This window comes from Microcoleus sp. F4-D5 (genome assembly GCF_036704885.1).
GTDB lineage: Bacteria > Cyanobacteriota > Cyanobacteriia > Cyanobacteriales > Microcoleaceae > Microcoleus.
On record NZ_JAUBSX010000016.1, the window covers coordinates 15,049 to 35,748 of the forward strand.

Consider the following 20,700-nt stretch of genomic DNA (forward strand, 5'->3'; position numbering starts at 1 on the left):
TCAACCAAAAATGATAAAATTTTTCTCAGATAAGTTGAGGGCAACTCGTTGTTAGAAGAACGCGCTTACTGGTTAGCATGGTCGCAAATTAACGGTATCGGGCCGATTTTGTTGCAAAGATTGCACCAAAATTTCAATAGTTTGGCAGAAGCTTGGACGGCAAAACCAGTAGATTTAATGCGAATTGAAGGGTTGGGCAAGCAGATAATTGAAACCATTTCGCAAGAACGAACAAAATTAAATCCCGAAGAATTTATCGAAAAACATCTTATCAAAAATCCCTGTTTTTGGACGCCCGCCGATCCAGATTATCCGCGCTTATTATTGGAGATTCCCAATCCGCCACCAGTGTTGTATTATCGCGGTTTAGTCGATCGCAAAGAGAATCAAGGAATTACGCCGACGGTGGCAATGGTTGGTACTCGCAGCCCTTCGGAATACGGCCGAAGGTGGACTCGCAAAATTAGTACGGCTTTGGCTAAAAGCGGTTTTACTGTGGTTTCGGGATTGGCGGCTGGCATTGATACAGAGGCTCATACAGGCTGTTTGGAGGCGGGAGGAAGGACTTTCGCAATAGTGGGGACGGGAGTAGATATTGTATATCCCAAACAAAATGAGAGGTTGTGCGATCGCATTTTGCAGCAGGGATTGGTAATTAGCGAATATCCGGCGGGTACTCAACCGAATAAAACTAATTTTCCCCGCCGAAATCGCATAATTGCTGGCTTGAGCCGCGCTACAATCGTGATAGAAGCTCCGCATAAATCGGGTGCTTTAATTACTGCTTATCAAGCGAATGATTTTTGCCGAGATGTGTATGTTTTGACGGGTAGATTGGATGACGAGCGTTCTTTTGGGTGTTTGGAATTGCTGAGTAAAGGCGCTCATCCGATTCTGCCGAATAGCGATCGACTCTTAAGCGAAGACAGGTTGTTGGAAATGCTCGGAGCTATGCCAAAATTGGATAGAGCCGAGCAGTTGTCGCTGTTTCCTCCAAATCCGACGGTTGAGAAGCAAGGGCCGCCGTTGGAGCCGGAATTGGCTAAGGTGTTAAGTGCGATCGTATCTGGGCCGATTTCTTTTGATACAATTGTGGAAGCAGCGGGATTGGAACCGGGAAGAGTTTCTAGTATACTTTTGCAGTTGGAATTGTTGGGATTAGTTTCGCAGTTACCGGGAATGCGATATCAGCGCTGCTGATGTGAAAAAAACTGGGCGGTTGAAACCGCTTCTACACACACAAAATCCGCCTGCGCGGATTGAAGATTATTCGGCGGTTTCAACCGCCGAGTGAATATGGCCAGGAGATAAGGGATTGCTCCCCGGCGCATTCAATTTCAAAGCAATCCGAAATTAACGGCACTGATACTGCTTGCAGAAACTCCGCTGATAGTAGCTAAAATCTCCCCTGTTTGTGCAAACCGGATTACAGTTGAACCGCTATCTTCGGCAATTGCCAATTGCGAGAAAATCAACCCATTACCCAATACTAATAAGTCTTGACCGACTTCAAAGTCAGCAACAGTATCAATACCGGAATTGGTAGATAATAAGAAGCGATCGCTCCCTACATCCCCTACTAAGGTATCATCGCCCAAATCGCCACTGAGGAAATCGTTACCCTGACCTCCTAGCAGAATATCATTGCCTTGACCGCCGTAGAGAGTATCGTCGCCCTTTTCACCAATCAGGATATCTTCACCTCGATTGCCAGAAAGGAAGTCAGTAGCCGCACCACCAGTCAAAGTATCAAAACCCTTTCCGCCGTAAAGGGTATCGTCACCAATTCCACCATCTGTTACGTCGTTGCCTTGATTGCCATTGATCCAATCGTTGCCATCAAGGCTAAACAACAAGTCATTTCCTTTTTTACCGCGCAATATATCATCGCTAGCGCTGCCGATAATGGTATCATCGCCATCTGTGCTTTCGGTAGTATTTTCCCCATCTTTAACGAATTCAATACCGCTTTCTGGAAATGGTTCATCTGGTGTAGATGGTGCGCTGGAGTCATCAGTATCTAAAGTATTGCGGACTGTGGGATTGTTAGCTGTCGCGGACTGAATTTTGGTATTTAGAGATGCACCAGTATTTTCGGAAATTGCCGATTGAATCGTTTTATTTCCGGCTGCGACTTGCAGTAAATCTTGGGCTACTTCTCCTTGGGCGACTTTTTGGATGCGGGCGATATCTGTCGCGGCATCTGAGGGCGAGGAATTGCTGGATGCGATCGCCTTTATTCGCTGATTTCCCTCTGCAATAATTTGGGCAGCATCCGAAGCAATACTAGATACTTGCGGTACTTGCAGTTGATTCGTCGCCGACTGAATAATCGCCTGCAATTGGGTGGAATTGCTTAAATCGACAGTGCCAGATTTAATTTGATTGGCAATGGCGGAAATTACGCGATCGGCAATCTCATTTTTCGCGGTAGTTGAAGCACCGCTAATTAAATTTGCGACTAAAACAATGGTATTTTGTACCTGAGCGTGGGCTGCATAAACCGCCAAACCGTTCGGGTCGTTTTGAGTAATTGCCTGTAGCGGGTCGTAGCTAGTCAAGTCAATTCCTGACGACAGTCCCAATGCAGATTTTACCTGAATTTGTGCCTGATTGGGGTCAGTGCTTTGCAGAAATAACTCGGTCAATAGAGTAGTTAATGGAGTGACGACAATAGCATCTGGTGGGGCAAATAGGGGCGTTTTCTGCGGCAAATAAGTAGAGGTATTGATACCGTCTATCATTACAATTCTGCCTTCTTCTGGTTCGAGATCGCCACTGTTATTTAGATCGAAATTGAAGAGAGAAACTTCCAGATCGAAACTGCCATCAACGTTAGTAATTGCAAACGGTTCCCTATCATCTTGAATTCCATTGAAATCAGCATCAAAGAAGACCTTTGCTCCCGTGAGGTAACTGTTAACAGCTCTACCCCTTGTGGCCACCATACCTGATGTAGTACCTCCTGTACTTCCGGTATCATCCGACTGCGATTGTGGCACTACAGGAGTACGTCCCCTGGTGGGAGAAGTTGGCAACGGCACTACAGGAATACGTCCCCTAGTGACACCAGTTGGCAACGGCACTACAGGAATACGTCCCCTAGTGACACCAGTTGGCAACGGCACTACAGGAATACGTCCCCTGGTGACACCAGTTGGCGACGGCACTGTAAGAGATCGTGGACTTGCAAGAGTTGGCTCTACACCAAACTTGGCTAACTCAAATGCCTCAATCTTTTTATCGTAGACTGTTTTGTAATCTAATCCGCAAGGGTAAGGTATGGTGATTTTAGGGGTGATAGTTTTGCCAAAAATTTTGACTGCTGGAATAGTTTTTTCGCAGAATTTTGGTAACAAAAGTTTGAATTCAGCACCGAAGGAAACAGGGATTTTTCCTGTTACATCAAACAGTTCCCAAGGTTGGCTGATGCGGGAAGCGATTTCCGATCCTCGAATTTTGCCGTCACCGCCGCTTTTGGGCTGGAATTCTCCAATATCTCTCAGATCGATGCGGACTTTTCCTTCAATTCCACCTGTGAGATAACCCTCGGCAATTTTCGTATCTATCCCACCACCTATGTCAATGCCAGCATCAATACTAAGTTGGTCAACATCTGGCCCTGTACCGTCAGCATTTTGGCGCTCGCTAACATAAAATCCATCCAAAACTTTGTCAGCAGAATCCGCAGCAAAATTAGAGTTTTTCCACTGACTTAATCCGTAGGTATCGTACCCAAATCCTAGATTAGCTGAAGCGCTAAAATTGCCTTTAATTAAACCAACAATGAACGGTGGCAAGGGTGGAAGCGGAAATGTTTGGTTAATGTCAAAGCCAACTTCTAGTTTGGGCATCTGATAGGTGAATAGCGGAACATCCGGTTTACCTATCAGCAATTGAATCGCGGTTTCCGGGTTGGTCAAGAGAGGCAAATCAAAGCCCTCAAGATTTTTTAAAGCATTTAAGAGTTCGTTGACATTGCCACTTATTTTGGGGCTAATTTGTCGAGCGACAATTTCTGTTGCAGAACTGGTTAGAGCCGGGTAAGCATTCTGAAGATTAGCACTGCTATCGGAAGCATCTAGATTGCCTAAAGTGTAGGAACCCAAGTCAATTTTATCGGAAGAATCTGCTATTTTGTTTGCCAATTCAATAACTTTATCAACGTTGTGAACCGCATCTACAAAGCGAGTATCGATCTTGATTTGGCGACCCAACAGTTTGGCTGCACCTACTGCCAGTTCTAGTATATTGACTTTATCATCTCCATTTTGATCTAATAGCCCAGCTAGGCCTATTTGAGACAACTTGGTGTCTCGATCCAGAAATTCAATAACTGGTCGAAATGGTTGAATGACATCGGAAATTTTACCGAAAACAGGTTTGGCAAAATTATTGACAAACGTCCCCAAATCTAGTTGCATATTGTTAAATGCAACTGTGGGCTTTTGCGGCCCAGTTAATTGACCGTTAGCGTAATTGACGATCGGCCAATTAACTGCTAAGTCGAAGTCATAGGAGGGAAATGCAGCATTGCCGTTAACGCTAGTTTTAGCTTGCAGACCGAGATTAGCGCTACTATTTAAGGTAGGGTTCAATAAGTCTGACAACTGATAGTTGCTAGTCAGTTCTGGGAACGTTAGGCGAGATCCATCATCAGCACCTCCCAAATTATCTAAATCTTTTAATTTGACGGCAAATTTTGCTTCGGCTTTGGTAGGACTGTCGTTATCGTTGGCAAGGTCAATTTGGAAAAAGCCTAATTTACCTTTGGCATTGAAATTATTATCTAGACCAGCTTCTACATTTGCGTCCAGTTTGGTTTGGTTGGTGTCAACATAGAAGCCAAAATCTTTATTGACGCCAAATCCTAATGATAAGTTACCGTCAAATTTGGATTGTGCTTTGCCATTTACGTCCAAACCTAATGCTGGAAGTCCTAAGTCTCCAGAAAGGTTAACATCTGGAAATTGATAGTTTCGATCTAGGGAAATTTGCAGATTAATGTCATCTGGAGTACCTTTGCCAAGTACGATCAAACTAGGCAAATCTAAAAAACCAAAGAGTTTTTTGGATGGGAAATATTTTTTTAAGGCTTGTTGCAGATTCCGGGCAACTTCTTGAGAAAAATTCTGGCTAAATTGAGAAGTTAATTTGGCACCTAATGCTTCTGAATTGAAATTCCCATCTAGCGAGTCTTGGACAAGAGAAGTTAGGGTAGATTGGAGACTGCGATCGCTCACTAACTTCAACTCATTTATTGTACTCTCCTTGACTGTATTCAGGAAATTAAAAACACTAGAATCGCCGGGAATTACGTCTTTCAATTGCCCTAAAATTGGCAGTTTTACTTCCAGTAAATTTTGATTGAGACTGTCTTGAAGCTGAGTTAAACTCCTTTCCAATCCTTGTAATGTTTGCCCCCAGTTAAAAGATGCGTTATCGATGTTAACTGTTGGCTTTTGCGGTGCAGTTAATTGACCGTTGGTATAATTAATAGCCTGCCAATTAGCGCCCAGGTCAAAACTTAAGGAAGGAAAAGCAGGATTGTTGTTAATGCTAGTTTTAGCTTGAAGACCGAGATTAGCGTTAGCAGTTAAGGTAGCATTGAACAAATCTGACAACTGATAGTTGCCACCAAGTTCGGAGAGTGTTAAGCGAGAGCCATCATTCGCACCTCCCAAATTATCCAAATCTTTCAAATTGACGGCAAATTTAGCCTCAGCTTTAGTGGGTTTTTGAGGATTATTATTCAGGTCAAGTTGTAAAACGCCTAAATTAGCTTGTGCCTTAGACTTGTCATCTATTCCGGCGTCAAAATTAGCTGTAAGCTTGGTTTTGTCGGTATCTATGAAACAACCAAAATCTTTATGAACGCCCACAGCGATCGCCAAATCAAACTTTGCTGTCGATTTAGCTTTCCCATCCGCAGTCAAACCTAATCCAGGCATCCCTAAATTTTGAGCTAAATTAGCATCGCTTTCATATGCTTTACCCAGCGTAATTAGTAAAGTGCTTTCATCTTGAGTAGAATTGCGATTGACTTTGACGTTGAAATCAGATCCGAGTACATTGCCCAGAGTAGTTTCTAACTGATCGGTAGTTTGATTTACCCCATTTTTAACCGCATCTACTAGCTTATTTTTGAAGCTGTCAATAAAATTGGGGGCAATGTTCTTGAGGGAACCAACTATGGGTAGTTTAATTGTATTTAGCTGGTCGTCAAGGATGTTTTCAAGTTTGTTCAATCCAGCTTCTAAGCCACACCAATTATTCTGTGTGTTGATGATACCAGCAGGCGGTGTGGGCGGCTCGACTATAACTGGCCTTGGTGTCGGTGTCGGCGGTGTGGGAGGCTCGACTATGACTGGCGTTGGTGTCGGTGTCGGTGTGGGCGGCTCGACTATGACTGGCGTTGGCGTTGGTGTCGGTGTCGGTGTGGGAGGCTCGACTATGACTGGCGTTGGTGTCGGTGTCGGTGTCGGTGTGGGAGGCTCGACTATGACTGGCGTTGGTGTCGGTGTTGGTGTTGGTGTGGGCGGCTCGACTATGACTGGCGTTGGTGTCGGTGTTGGTGTTGGTGTGGGCGGCTCGACTATGACTGGCGTTGGCGTCGGTGTTGGTGTCGGTGTGGGAGGCTCGACTATGACTGGCGTTGGTGTCGGTGTTGGTGTCGGCGGCGGTGGCGCTACATCGTTATCAGCGATCGCCACTGTCACCCCTGGAACCCCAATCCCATTATACTTAACGTCAGCGCTACTCACATTGTGAGTAATATTTTCGCTGTGCGCCCCTTCCACAATTGTATCGTCAACAGCTTTCACCGTAACGGGTTGAGCGACATTCCAATTATCGGCAGTGAAATTCACAGGGGCGATCGCCTGAATCTGATTACCTGTTGTGAGAGTGATAGTTACCGGGGCGGAAGGCTGTGACGTTAACTCGATCGCATAACTGCCATTCGCGCCGCCTTCTGTAGCAGTTGTTGCCGTGGGAGTAATAGAAATACCAGCGGTATCATTGTCCTGATTGCTGAGGCTAACATCCGCTACATCTCGGTTGCTGTAATTGGCATCTGTACTAACAGCAGCAGCCGTGACAATTTTGTAGTCAATATTGCCGTCAACAATGCTATCGTTAACCCCTGTTACTGTCACCGGCTGCGCTGTATTCCAGTTAGCCGGAGAGAAAGTTATACTAGCAGGGGAAACTGTTCCCTCGGCAACATTGTCACTGCTCAAACCGATAGTTACATCAGCAGTTGGTTTAGTGTTCAAAACCACAGTAAAGCTGGCCTTAGTGCCATCTTCACCAGTAGTTAATCCCGCCGTCGGATTCACCGTAATTCCCGGAGTTTCATTGTCACTGTTGGTGACGGTGATATCGGATGGATCGAGGTTATTGTAATTAACATCGGTACTCACAGCAGCAGCCGTGACTATCTTGTATGCTAGAGGGCCATCAGCTACCAAATCGTCAACACCACTCACCGTTATTAGTTGCGGTTGATTGTAGTTAGCGGGAGTGAAAGTTAAGCTATTAGTCGAAACAGTTCCTTCGGCAATATTGGAACTGCTCAAACCAAATGTAACGTTAGCACTCGGTTGAGAATTGAGTTTGACTGTGAAAGTAGCTTTCCCGCCGACTTCACTTGTAGTTAATCCTGTTGGGTTAATAGTAAAGCCAGCTTTGTCATCATTAGTAATAGTTGTGGTAGCGGTAGCAGCGGTAATTGTCGGGGTTACGCCCGGGCTGGTGGGATTTGAAAGGGTGACGGCTATGGTTTCGTCGGGTTCAACTTGGGTGTCGCCTAATACATCCAGAGTAATAGTTTTGGATGTTTCATTGGGCCCAAAATTAATTGTGCCAGTAGCAGCAGTTGCGCCAGAAGTGCCGCCGATGTTGTTGTAATCGCTGACTTTTGTAGCTGTGCCGGCGATCGCATAATTGACGCTACTGGCCCCGCCCGTGTTGCCGCTGCGAGTCGCAGTGAAAGTCAGAGGTTTTGTGCCGCTATTACCTTCGGCAGTGCTGGCAGTACCGGCGGCAATGGCATAAGAAACAGTACCGTTGGCTGCAATATTTAATGTTGTTTGTTTGGTTGTACCTGCAATCCCTCCGGTGATTGTGCCAAAGTTGAGGATTGCGGTTTCGGGGTTCTCAGGGAGATTGTCGGGTTTGATAGTAACTGCAATATTCTTGGTGAGTGCGGCACCTGTTGCACCTGCGGGGAATGTAATTGAGGTAGGGGAAATGGTGTAGTCTGAATTTTGGGTGGCACTGCTGCTGGGGTCGATCGCAATTGGTACAATTACATCGCTAAAAGGAGTGCCGCCGCTGACAGTAACGGGGATATTAACTACTGTATCCGTAGTTCCTTCTGTACCGCTGTAAGTTGCAGCCCCGAAATTAACTGTATTGGGTGTATTTAGCAGAATTGAGACATCTTTAGAGGTAAAGTTCGGCGTCGCTAAATCCAACTTGCCGTCAGCATTAAAATCTGCCGCAGCAATCAACCGAGGAAATGTTCCTACACTAAAATCGACGGCAGTCCCAAAACTGCCCGTACCCTTCCCCAACAAGACTGAAACGTTGTTAGAACCGCCGTTAGACGCGACTAAATCGATTTTGCCGTCGCCGTTAAAGTCGCCTGCAATTACAGATTCGGGAGACGATCCGACACTAAAGTTGGTAGCAGTACCAAAATTGCCAGTACCGTCCCCCAACAAAACTGAAACGTTGTTAGAACTGCTGTTCGATGCAGCGAGATCGAGTTTGCCGTCGCCATTAAAATCGCCTGTAACGACAAAGTGATTCCCAGTCCCCGCGCTAAAGCTAACGGGGGCGCTAAACTTGCCCGTACCATCTCCCAACAAAACTGAGATATTGTTAGTGGCGCTATTGTTCGAGGTGACTAAATCGAGTTTGCCATCGCTGTTAAAGTCGGCTGTGGCAATAGTAAGAGATGCTCCGGTATTAATAATGGTAGCGGGAGTGCTAAAGCTACCAGTACCGTCTCCCAAAAGAATTGAAAGGTTGTTACCACTCAAAGGGGCTGTGGCTAAATCTAACCTGCCATCTCCATTAAAGTCGCCCGCTGCGATCGATCGAGGATTTATCCCTGAACCGAAGTTGGTAGGATTGCCAAAAGTGCCAGTACCTGTCCCCAGCCGGATGGAAATGAAATTGCCATTAGCGCCATTGATAGGATTCGCTACAGCTAAATCGAGTTTGCTGTCTCCATTCAAGTCGCGCACTACAATGGAATTAGGAACCTCGTTGCCGGGATTAAATAAGTTGGTAGCAGTACCAAAGCTGCCCGTACCTGTCCCCAACAATATGGAAATATCTCTCGAACCCAAGTTTCCTACGGCTAAGTCGGGGAAACCGTCGCCGTTAAAGTCGCCCGTACCAATTGATAAAGGAGTTGCCGTCGGCGCCAAGCCCGCACTAAAGTTAGTAGCCGTACTGAAGCTGGAGAGAACGTGGTTGTAAGCCGCCAGCACTTCTGGCCGAAATGCTAAAGGTGCGGCAATTTTCCCTGCTGTTACTTCTAGGAACCAGTTGCCGCCTTTTGCTGCACTTCCGGTGAGGTTTTGCGAAGCAGCAACGTTTGTATTTGTGAGTTGGGCAATTCGTTGAATGAAGGCGAAACCGTCTATATCTCTGGCGTGTTCATTATCTATGGGGTATTTATTATCTATGGCGTATTTATCATCTATGGCGTATTCATCCGATCCGCCAGGGAATGAATTCCCTGTCTCATAGCGAAAGTCCTCTGAAAAGGAGTCAATAGCCGGCTTGTTTTCAGTCGGTTTCAACCGACTTGAGCTTTGAGCTGGGGAATTCATTCCCTGGCGGACTTTCGGGTAAGCGCGAGGTGCTGATGCGACATTACAACCGTAAATCAGAATGTCCGCATCAACAGTTAAAGCACTCCGCCACTGCTGCAATTTCTCGGAATAAGTTTCCACATTATCTGCACTCAAGCAGCCATTACCCAGTTGCAACCTGCCCGGAGCACCGTGAGAAACAATGTGAATGCTGTCAATATTGGTACGATGGCTTAAAATTTCTGTAATTTGGTCGATCGCATCCCGGTTCCCATCCAAAACGACTGCTTCCGTACCCGGTTTTACTCCGGCCATCAAACTTTGATAATCTTCAACTTGAGTGTCGATAAAGGCGATCGAGCTTACAGAAACTGGAATATTTAAATTGGGCATAATCCACCTGACTGGGGCTTCAAAAAAATACAAAAATTCCGCCCTTTCGTGACTTGCGTCCGAAACTATCTATCAATTTTTATTTATACAGACACACCCTTTCTCCGTAAAAACCCGGTGAGTCCCGATCTTTTGTCGTCACCATAACAGTTTTTTTACTGATATAATGTAAATTTTTCTTAAAAAATAGTTGATTAATTAAAATTTTGATAAAAACGTGAAAAATACTTAAGTATTTTTACTGAAAAAATGCGCTATTGATTTACCACCAATATTTATGAAACGTAAGTGCAATTGTACTGAAATTTCAAACTCAGCAATTTTGATAATTTTGATACATACTTTAGGGTGCGTAAACAATTAGTCGTGCAGAAAATACGGTCTTCTAACGCACCCTACTAAACTTTTGACTACCGCAAACCCGCATCTATCCCTGCTAAAATCTCCTCAGCTTCCCTGCAAATAGCCGCGTGACAGCAACCGTTACTCGCCAACAATCCCCCCCACTGACTCACATCTCCCCGGTTATATTGCAAAGCAGAACCGTCAAAACGAGTAAATCGGCCGCCCGCTTCAGTCAAAATTAATTCCGGCGCCGCCAAATCCCAATCTTTGGGCGCAGACTTTCCCGAAAGCGCAATATAAACATCAGCCTTTTGTTCGACAATTGTCGCAATTTTACAGCCGATACTGCCGACAGCTATTTGATTTTGACAAGGCAGTTTGTGCAATAATTGATTAAAGCGATCGTCCCGGTGACTGCGGCTAGTTACTATAGGTAAATCTGCCACTATATTTCGCGCCGAAACTTGCAATTTTAGCGCAGAACCGTCCCGATTTTCCATAAAAGCACCCGCATCGCGGATGGCGTAATAAATCTTTTGCTGTTCGGGCCAAGCCACAACTGCCAATACCGGTCTTCCCTCGAACGCTAAAGCAATGTGAACGGCAAATTCACCTGTCCTGTCAATAAAATCTCGCGTTCCATCCAAAGGGTCAATAATCCAAACCCAACTTTGGGGTAACGGAACTTGACCGTTGGTTTTTAAATAAGATTTGTAAGTTTCCTCGCTGAGATAGCCAAATTCTGCATTCCCTAAAGCCGACTGCAATTCGTCGAGAATGTAAGAATTGACAGCGACATCGGCGGCGGTGACGGGGCCATCTTTTTTCTCTTGAATGTCGAGGTTAGGAGTGTTGGAATCCTCCCGATAATAGGATTGTAGGATATCTGATGCACTCCAGGCGATCGATCGGGAAATTTCGCTGATTTCTTCGAGAGTTTTCATGAATTTCTTTTTTTTGAACCGCAGATAAACGCCGATTAACGCAGATTTTTGTAGGGCGGTGCCCGCTTGTCCGCCCCTGGGAACGATCATTAGCAATTACCAATTAATATGAGGATATTTCCATTCATAATAATTGGGAAACACAAAATTAGTAAACGAAACCGAAATACTAACTTCCAATGATTTTACATGGTGCCACCAACCGACAGGAATAAAGATAGCTTCTCCCGGTTCCAGAATCACTTCAATAATTTTTGCATCTCTGTAAAGCGGGTATTTTTCATAATCGGGATTTTCGCCGTCAACTTTGCTGAAAACACCGACATGATTGTAAAGCAGAGGTGTTTGCTGCGGAGAAATCAATTTAATTAGTTTGCGACCCGACACTTGAGCTAAAATTAAATTAACTGGGTCATGGTGGAGGGGCGTAATCGTACCTTGCGGCCCGAACCAAAAGAAAACTCTGCCTTTTGTATCGGCGGGATTGAGGTATTCTGGGAATATTTCAATGTCGTTAAATAGCGGTTTAAATTCCTCTCTTTCCAGAGTTTGGTTGTTAGCAACCATGTAGTAGTCGTTGCTAGGCCCGCCATTGACCACCATCTCTACATATTTCCGGAAAAAAACAGTTTTTTTGTGATTTTCTATCTTAATTTCGTAATTAGGGTCGGAATTGCGGTTGGCTTGAATTTGTACCTCTGCATCGCCATATTTTTGCTGCAAATACTCCGGCGTCCACAACTGCAACGCTTTCCAGTTGTGCATGATGTTAGTAATAATTACGGGAGTATTTTTTGCGTAGTAATTTTCGAGAAAATACTCTCGTGAAAGACTGCTTTTGCGTTCAATTGTGCCAAACTTGGAAGACAATGCAGCTAATTGATTGTTAATCCTGAGATGAGATTCTAATTTCTGCAATAACTGCACGTAATGGCTGCCTGCTTGGAAGTAGGGATGAGATGATATTTCTCTAACTTCTGCGGTGGCTGTTTCCGCATCTATGCCGGTACTTATTAGCGCTTGAATGATTTCGTCGTCGGGTTGATTTAATAATTTGTTGGCCGCCACCCACTGTTTCATATTGTCTGGGACTTCTTGTTTGCTTGGGGTGAGTAGATTTGGCAAGTTTTGTGTCAGCCATTCTAGGTTAACTTGCTGTTGTTCTGTTAGGGTAATCCGCAAAGGGGGAAGGGTGATACTTAGAGGTTGGGTGTCAGGCATGATTCGGGTATGTTGTTTTAGGACTGTTTGGTTTGATTTGAGGTTGTTTCACTAATATAGCAATTTTAACGAACCGCGAAGGCGCGCATGACGGGAAGGAAGAGAAGAGAGAAGTTCACAAATTTTGTCGAGGTTGCTGTCAAGATTTTAACTTAACAGGTGTTGCCAGTTCAAGTTTTCTAGCTTTCAGCCGTTTTAACCGGATAGTTTGGTTAATTTTAATTGAAAATTAATCCTTATTCATCCAGGCGCGGGTTCCGAAGTTTTTGCAGGAATGGGAAGCAATTTTAGCTGCGGCAGCGAGAGTATCTGTAAAGTTGTTATTTTGCAAAATGTAGTGACAGAAAGCGCCGTGGAAAATATCGCCAGCGCCTAAAGTGTCTGTGGCTTGAATTTGAGGTATTTCTATACTGCCGCAAGTGCCATTGCTGAGGTATAAAATTGATTTTTCGCCGCGAGTGATGGCAATATTGGGAATTCCGGCTGCTGACAGGTAAGCAAAGACTTGTTCTGAATTGTCGCCGTCGGGTGGATGAAAGTTATCCGAACATACCGCCCATTCAACGAAAGGCAATATTTCTTCTAATCCGGGCTTCCAACTGCCGCCGTCGAGGACAATGGGAATGTTTTTTGACTTGGCAAGTTGAGCAATTTCTTGGCTGGCTGCGATTTGATGTCCGTCAAGCAGTACAATACTAACTGATGTTAAAATATCCGGGTTAATTGTTTGACTGTCAACTTGCGATTTCGTAGCATTGATCGAAATTACCGATCGATCGCCCGTTGCTTCAGTTACAATAATCGAGGAAACTGGCGGCGAGTCCGATCGCCCGGGTTCCAAATCGATTATCCTGACATTATACTCCGCTAAGTCTGCACGAATTAATTGGGCGATCGCGTGAGTACCCAAAACGCCAGCCCATACCGCCGCATTCCCCAAATAGCTAAAAGTGACCGCAGCATTTGCCGCCGGCCCGCCCGCAGCAATGGTACAATCAGAAGCAACAACTTTCTGATTTTCACCCGGAGGCTTCCCGGCCAAATAAACTAAATCTAAAGTCGCCAATCCCAAAAACAATCCCGTTTTCATATCTGCGTTAATCTGCGTTAATCTGCGGTTAAAAAATCCCCATCTTAAAATGCAAGCAAATCCCACCACAGGAACACTTTACATCGTAGGAACCCCGATCGGCAACCTGGAAGACATGACATTTCGCGCCATCCGCATCTTGCAAACAGCAGACTTCATCGCCGCCGAAGATACCCGCCATACAGGCAAACTTTTGCAGCATTTCCAAATCAAAACGCCCCAAATCAGCTATCACGAACACAACCAACAACAGCGACTTCCCGAACTCCTCGACAAACTGCATTTAGGCAAAGATATCGCCCTCGTCACCGATGCCGGAATGCCGGGAATTTCTGACCCCGGTTCCGAGTTAGTCAAAGCTTGCGCCGATGCTAATATTAACATTATTCCGATTCCCGGCCCGACCGCTTGCATTGTTGGGATAACTGCATCAGGATTACCCACAGAGAGATTTGTATTTGAAGGTTTCTTACCCGTGAAAGGTCAAGAACGCCAACAAAGTTTAGAAGCTTTGCAAATAGAATCCCGCACTATAATATTATACGAATCTCCGCACAGATTGCGGCAAACTTTACAAGATTTAGCAAATACTTTGGGAAGCGACAGACAGATTGTGCTGGCGAGAGAGTTAACTAAAATGCACGAAGAGTTTTGGCGTAGTAGTATAGAAAGTGCGATCGAGCTTTACACCAATCGCGAACCCCAAGGAGAATTTACCCTCGTAATTGCCGGCATCCAAACAACCGCACCAATATTTTCCGAAGACGCCATCAAAGCAGAATTGCAAACATTAATTGCCGAAGGCATAAGTCGTTCCCAAGCCAGCCGCCAGCTAGCGCAACAAACATCCCTCCCCCGCCGCCAAATCTACCAACTAGCCCTCACAATTGGCGACAATGAATCACTAGAACAACCCTTAGATTAATTGTGAATATCTCTCTTCTTCTCTGCGCCCTCTGCGCCCTCTGCGGTTAAATAAAAAAAGCTAGATACTCACACTCAGAATTATATGGTACGCGGAAACTACGATCGACAAAAACCATATTTACGCAACCCCCACATCAACAAACCAATCGCCGAAATTTATGCAGACTTAGACGCCTTTAGCTGGGAGATATTTGAAGACCAACCCCACCGCTTCGATACCGTCAGTTTCTATGTCTTGCTTCCCCCGCTGTTTTACGAAGGGCGTTTCATCAAAGGAATTTACTTCAGCGAAGCAGTCGAACTCATCAACAAACTATTTCCCCAACTTTCCTCAGTATTTTTCTCCTTCGCCTATTCCCCCGGAATCTCCTACTCCTGGGCCCCCATCGCTGACGCCTATTCGAGTTTATATAAAAACCCGCAGCGAGAAAAGTGGTTTCGCGAAACTTATGTCGATCGCGCCCACAAACCAATCATACCACTGCAAGACACCGACTTCATCAACGAATACTTAATTTCCCCGCGCAACGTCCCCGCCAAAGACATCGACCTCCTCGCCGTCGCCCGAATTTCCGAAGAAAAAAATTTGCCAATTATTGCCAAAGCCTTAAAAGTTTACCGCCAAAAATATCCGCAAAAACCGATTAAATTAACAGTAGTCACCGGCCACGAATTTGATGCTAGCAACCTGAATACTCTCGACGAGTACGCATTAAAAGAATGGCGACAAGTGGAGGCAATTTTAGGCAATCCCTCCGACTACATTAACTTAGTGCCGAGAGTTGACTACTACAGCGAAATTCCCACATATTATTCGCGGGCGCAAGCATTCGTCCTCGGTTCCCTTCTCGAAGGAAAAAACCGAGGCATTACCGAAGCCATGAGTTGCAACGTACCAGTAATTTGTTTTGAAGAATTCAACCAATACGCCAGAGGAAACTCGCCAGTTTTCCCCGAAGGTGCCGGTCTTTACGCCAAATTCGACCCAGAATCTCTCGCAGATACTATATATACAGTATTGGAAAATCAAACAGAATTCAAACCGCGATATCAGTATTTAAAGCATTGCGGGCGCAAGAACTTTTTCAATACTTGTATAGACAGTTTTCCTTACTATCAGCACAACATTCCCGACTACAAGCCCGGAGATGCGATTAACAATTTGTGGCTGGATTTAGCAGTTCAGCAAAATTATCAAGTTAGTTTGAACAGCTTTTTGTACGGAGGTTCTCCCTTGTCTCATATTCGCGGGACAAATGCGATTCAGCACAATCTCGGCGAGTTGACAAAATTCAAATGACAGATGATGATATAATGCTGTTATTATTCACCATCATTGAAGAATACGAACCCGGAATTTTTGAAGTAGTATAAGTGAGCGATTTAACAAATCTGGCTTTGGCAATATAATGCCTGTCCGAACATCAATTAATGGTTTTATATCATTATCCTATTGGAAATAAGACTGAATTAGCAGTTTAATGGATATCAACACCAAAAAAGAAGAATTTAGCTATGCCTACGTTTACGCCGTTGCCTCAGCAGCAGGGTGCATCTGCCAGCGAACAACTACTCCTCTAGACAAGCTAGGTGTAGACCTAATTATCACGGGAATAGCAGCATCAGGTTTACCAAACTTTCCCATTCTTTACCTTCAAGTCAAATGTACCTCAAGAGATATCCTCAACGAAAATAGCCTTCGCTATCCCCTGAACATTAAAAACTACGAAGAATTGAGTACAAGCAACGCCTATCCTCCTAGAATTATAATTGTGGTCATTGTTCCAGATCAAGTAAATGACTGGCTGCAACAAACAGAAGCGGAACTCTGCTTAAAACGCTGCGCTTATTGGATATCATTAGAAGGTGCCGCACCTACTGACAATAAAGAAACCGTCACTATTTCAATACCCAGAACCAATATATTTTCGGCTGAGACTCTGACAACTATCATGCAGCGTATCGCAACCGGGAGACAACTATGAATGTGACAATAAAGGATATTGAATTGCTCAAAAATCTCCAACCTCAGCAAATCAGCTACTACTTAGAAACAAAAGGTTGGAAACAAGCACAACAAATTGACAGCCGCGCTATTATTTGGACAAGCAGCGATATCAAGCCAGAAGCCCCTCAAATCGTTCTACCTTTAAATTCCACTCTTCCTGACTTTCCCGTGTCAATGAACTTGATGCTAGAGACATTGGAAATCATCGAAAAGCGCTCTCAACTGGAAATTTTAGCCGATTTAATTACCGGGCTTCCTAATACAACTATTCAGGGAATCGTGATTCAAATTCACACTCCTAACGCCGACCAATTAAGTGGCGAGATTACTTTATTAGGTGTGATTGCCGACCAACTGCGGAAAATTAAAATGGAACTTACAGACAAAGACTACATCCTCGCCATCAAATCTTATCAAGAACGCTTGCCCGTTTTATGTACGGGAGACTTAATTAAAGAAAATCAAGTATTTATTGTCAAAAATACCAAGAATTTTACCATATATGACCAATGGAACAACTAACCAAGAATATTAGTGTAAATTCGAGGGGGCTAATCTGCCAGACTTTCTAATATCCTCAAAAATTTTACTTGCCAAAACTCTAGCCAAATTCACAGGGACAGCATTGCCGACCATTTTGTATCCATCAGCAATATACTTGTACTTAAAAATAAACTCATCCGGGAAAGTCTGGACTCTCGCGCACTCTCGCACAGAAAGCCGACGGTAAGGCAGAGGCGAATTGGGATCAAAAATGCGTTTGTCTTTGCCAACCAAAATCATTTTACTAGCTTGAGGATGGAGAGGCGCGTGTCTGCCGCTTGCCTGAATTGTAAACGAAGGTTCTGACCAACTTCTCACTCGATTGCGCGACATATAAAGGCTGGAAAATCCCAAATCCGCACATTCGTGATTTGGGACAGAATCGTGATAATTATCTAATTTACCCTTAACTGACATAGGGGCGATCGCCTGCAAATCAAAAATCGCATCTTTCAGCGTCAAAACCTCGGTTCCAGGTTCGGGAAACTCAAAACCAAAACCCAGAGTTTCCCGATAGCCAACAACAATCACCCTTTGCCTATCTTGCGGAACACCGAAATTTTTAGCATTTAACAACTTGTACGAAACCCGATACCCGATTTCCTCAAACTGCGATAATATATAACTGAAAGCTTCTTTGTTTCTGGGAGCTAAGATTCCGCTAACATTCTCAGCTAAAAAAAACAAAGGCTGCTTGTCCCGCACAATTCTGATATACTCCCAGAAAAGTTGACCCCGACTGTCATCAATCCCTCGTTTCGCCCCGGCTTCACTCCAACTTTGACAAGGAGGGCCGCCAATTATCCCAATACAGTTGGGAATTTCGTCAGATTTGATTTTTCGGATATCTCTGCGATCTAAAATAGTTTCAGGATGATTGAAATTATACGTATCCCAAATAGACTTATCATATTCATTTGCCCAAACCGGATTAAAGCCAGCCAAACGAAAACCCAAATCCAACCCGCCGCAACCCGAAAACAAAGAAATAATATTCCTAGTCATCTTTTTAATCTATAGTATTGAAAATCTTTTATAGCAATCGGCGATTGAAATCGCTTCTACACAAACAAAGTCCGCCTTCGCGGACTGGGAAATTATCAATGAATGCAGAATCTATCCTCCAATCTTACCAACATTTCGGCGTCCACCTCGGGCTGGAAAGAATTCACCAACTTCTCCAAAAACTAGACAACCCCCACCAACAAGTACCCATTATCCACATTGCCGGCACCAATGGCAAAGGTTCCGTTTGCGCTTATCTCTCTTCCGTACTAACAGAAGCAGGCTATCGAGTCGGGCGCTACACATCCCCGCACTTAATCGATTGGACAGAAAGAATTTGCATCAACCAAAAACCGATTTCCCCAACAGAATTGCAAAAGTGTCTCAAACGAGTTGTCGCCGCCACCGAAAACAACACCGAAACTCCGACTCAATTTGAAATAATCACCGCCGCAGCTTGGCTGTATTTCGCCGAACAAAAAACAGACATCGCAGTCATAGAAACTGGATTGGGCGGTAGATTAGACGCGACTAACGTTTGCGAAACACCTCTCGCTAGCGTCATCACTTCTATCAGTCTCGAACACTGGCAAATACTCGGCCCCACCGTGGCAGATATTGCTGGGGAAAAAGCGGGAATTCTTAAAGCAAAATGTCCGGCAGTGATCGGAGAATTGCCAGAATCAGCTAGAATAGTAGTAGAAAAACGCATTCAAGAATTAGACTGTCCGGCAACTTGGGTAAAACCAGCAATAGATTTAGGACAAGGATTCGCAGAATATCAGTTAAATCAAAATGCGGTTAAAATAAAATATCGATTGCCGCTGCTGGGAAAAATTCAACTAATGAATTCAGCAATTGCGATCGCAACTTTGCAAATTCTCCAAAACCAAGGATGGCAAATTTCCCCAACCGCCATCGAAAACGGTATCGCCAAAACCCAATGGCCCGGAAGACTCCAGCAGACAACTTGGAAAAACCGCAATATATTAATTGACGGCGCGCACAATCCAGCCGCAGCGATCGCCCTGCGTGAATATGTCGATCGCCTGAACAATCACCCGTCACCGATTAACTGGGTAATCGGCATTCTTGCGACTAAAGACTGCGATGATATTTTGAAAGCATTACTCAAAAAGGGCGATCGACTTTACCTAGTACCCGTACCCGATCAAAACTCATCATCCCCCGCAGAATTAGCCAGCCTAGCTCAAATTATCTGCCCCGAATTAACTCTCTGTCAAGCATTCCCCGACTTAACAACAGCTTTAGATGCTGCTGTTGCAGGCGACAACCTAACAATCCTTTGCGGTTCCCTTTATCTCGTCGGCTATTTTCTGCAACAACAACAATCCCAAGCTTAAACGCATCCTGCCTTAAGATGAATTGTTCCGGTAAACTGGCAAGAGGTGCTTCACAGACACTGGATTTCTTGTCGTAATATCATGTCCGTTAGCAGCGAATAGGAGAATAGAAATAGCTAATTATACAAACAGACTTCTCCCAGGGGAAGGCGCAGTTGGATGTTACGGAGACCTGCTTAAAGCTGGACGAAGAGGCGATAATCTGACACCACATCACATTCCTTCTAATGGATTCATGGCAGCAAAGGTTCTTGGTTACAGCAGAGAAATGGGTATTGCTATAATGATGGAACACCCTTTGCCCGGTAAAGGAGGTCGTCATCGCCAGACTATCTCTTACGGACAATCTCCGAATCTCAGCTTGTTACCCAGGGAAGCACTAGCTAGAGAAATTAGCGATGCGCGAGCAATTTATCGCCGTCAGGGACTTTACACGCCACAAATTAGGCGCAGCTTACAGCAAGTTATCCAGTCAAATAAGTTAGCTTGGTTGGGCGTTTTTGAAAAGGGAGTAAGTAGCTGATGAAGGAAAATAGCTGGATTACCATGTTGGCCGCTAATAAATTAATGCGATCGACTGAAGAAGTAACAGCTTTTGAAAATGCTTTAGCGGAATTAGCGAAGCATCCTGAGAGCAAAAATTTACCAGATTTACATCTGATTTTAGACGATCGCTGCCAACAGCCGGAGGTCATGTTTAGCCTAATTCATTTTTTAGAATCTTTTGAAATGGAACAGCAGTTACAAGCATTTATCAGTGTCATCCCACAATTAATTGTTGTTGCCTCTGATTGGACAAGAATACTCCACAGTCGCATTTTGAATGATGAGGTTGCCTGCCGCTTGTATAGAAATCTGTTACATTCAATTAACGCTCACAGCCCCCATTTTATTCGGCAATTGCTGGAAGAAAGTGCTGCCTATCGATTGACTCATCAAGATTCACCGATTGAGCTAGCTGGACAAGTTCATTAGCGTTTATCTCCACCGCTGATGAATATTTGGAACAGCGATCGCGATGAAGGAA

At 44.6% G+C, this 20,700-nt stretch carries 13 protein-coding genes; 8 read left to right on the top strand and 5 right to left on the bottom strand.

Annotation, left to right across the window (positions count from 1 at the left end):
- Positions 1-48: 48 nt before the first annotated feature.
- Positions 49-1,200 (top strand): DNA-processing protein DprA, encoded by a 1,152-nt coding sequence (dprA, locus tag QUA80_RS10240; RefSeq protein WP_333423790.1) that lies wholly within the window; start codon positions 49-51, stop codon positions 1,198-1,200.
- Positions 1,201-1,337: 137 nt separating this feature from the next.
- On the opposite strand, the gene QUA80_RS10245 is transcribed toward dprA, so the two are convergent.
- The 4 genes from QUA80_RS10245 to QUA80_RS10260 form a co-directional block, all read right to left on the bottom strand.
- Positions 1,338-10,226: a DUF4347 domain-containing protein gene (locus QUA80_RS10245; RefSeq protein ID WP_333423792.1), complete on the bottom strand. Its 8,889-nt coding sequence runs from the start codon at positions 10,224-10,226 to the stop codon at positions 1,338-1,340.
- 410 nt (positions 10,227-10,636) lie between these two features.
- Entirely contained in the window at positions 10,637-11,515 is an 879-nt protein-coding gene (locus QUA80_RS10250) for an inositol monophosphatase family protein (protein ID WP_333423904.1), read from the bottom strand.
- A gap of 96 nt (positions 11,516-11,611) precedes the next feature.
- Entirely contained in the window at positions 11,612-12,736 is a 1,125-nt protein-coding gene (locus tag QUA80_RS10255; RefSeq protein ID WP_333423794.1) for a cupin-like domain-containing protein, read from the bottom strand.
- A 229-nt stretch (positions 12,737-12,965) separates the two neighbouring features.
- Entirely contained in the window at positions 12,966-13,826 is an 861-nt protein-coding gene (locus QUA80_RS10260) for a PfkB family carbohydrate kinase (RefSeq protein WP_333423796.1), read from the bottom strand.
- Between the two features lie 49 nt (positions 13,827-13,875).
- Between QUA80_RS10260 and rsmI the strand changes: the two genes are divergently transcribed.
- The 4 genes from rsmI (at position 13,876) to QUA80_RS10280 (ending at position 17,283) form a co-directional block, all read left to right on the top strand.
- Complete coding sequence (gene rsmI / locus QUA80_RS10265; protein WP_333423798.1) at positions 13,876-14,751, top strand: 16S rRNA (cytidine(1402)-2'-O)-methyltransferase; 876 nt, start codon at positions 13,876-13,878, stop codon at positions 14,749-14,751.
- 84 nt (positions 14,752-14,835) lie between these two features.
- Complete coding sequence (locus tag QUA80_RS10270; protein WP_333423800.1) at positions 14,836-16,053, top strand: glycosyltransferase; 1,218 nt, start codon at positions 14,836-14,838, stop codon at positions 16,051-16,053.
- 181 nt (positions 16,054-16,234) lie between these two features.
- Entirely contained in the window at positions 16,235-16,738 is a 504-nt protein-coding gene (locus tag QUA80_RS10275; protein ID WP_333423801.1) for a DUF4365 domain-containing protein, read from the top strand.
- Complete coding sequence (locus QUA80_RS10280; RefSeq protein WP_333423804.1) at positions 16,735-17,283, top strand: hypothetical protein; 549 nt, start codon at positions 16,735-16,737, stop codon at positions 17,281-17,283. Before QUA80_RS10275 ends, QUA80_RS10280 begins: the two co-directional genes overlap by 4 nt.
- Positions 17,284-17,292: 9 nt before the next feature.
- Here QUA80_RS10280 and QUA80_RS10285 read toward each other — a convergent pair whose 3' ends face one another.
- Positions 17,293-18,309 carry a DNA cytosine methyltransferase gene (locus tag QUA80_RS10285; RefSeq protein ID WP_333423806.1) on the bottom strand — a complete coding sequence of 339 codons (1,017 nt, stop codon included), beginning with the start codon at positions 18,307-18,309 and terminating at the stop codon, positions 17,293-17,295.
- Between the two features lie 98 nt (positions 18,310-18,407).
- On the opposite strand from QUA80_RS10285, the gene QUA80_RS10290 reads away from it, so the two are divergent.
- The 3 genes from QUA80_RS10290 (at position 18,408) to QUA80_RS10300 (ending at position 20,648) form a co-directional block, all read left to right on the top strand.
- Positions 18,408-19,673, top strand: coding sequence for a folylpolyglutamate synthase/dihydrofolate synthase family protein (locus tag QUA80_RS10290; RefSeq protein WP_333423808.1), 1,266 nt, complete (start codon positions 18,408-18,410; stop codon positions 19,671-19,673).
- A gap of 235 nt (positions 19,674-19,908) precedes the next feature.
- A complete protein-coding gene (locus QUA80_RS10295; protein ID WP_333423809.1) occupies positions 19,909-20,196 on the top strand; it encodes a hypothetical protein in 288 nt (95 codons plus the stop codon).
- Positions 20,196-20,648 (top strand): Imm30 family immunity protein, encoded by a 453-nt coding sequence (locus QUA80_RS10300; RefSeq protein WP_333423811.1) that lies wholly within the window; start codon positions 20,196-20,198, stop codon positions 20,646-20,648. Before QUA80_RS10295 ends, QUA80_RS10300 begins: the two co-directional genes overlap by 1 nt.
- The last annotated feature ends 52 nt before the right edge of the window (positions 20,649-20,700 follow it).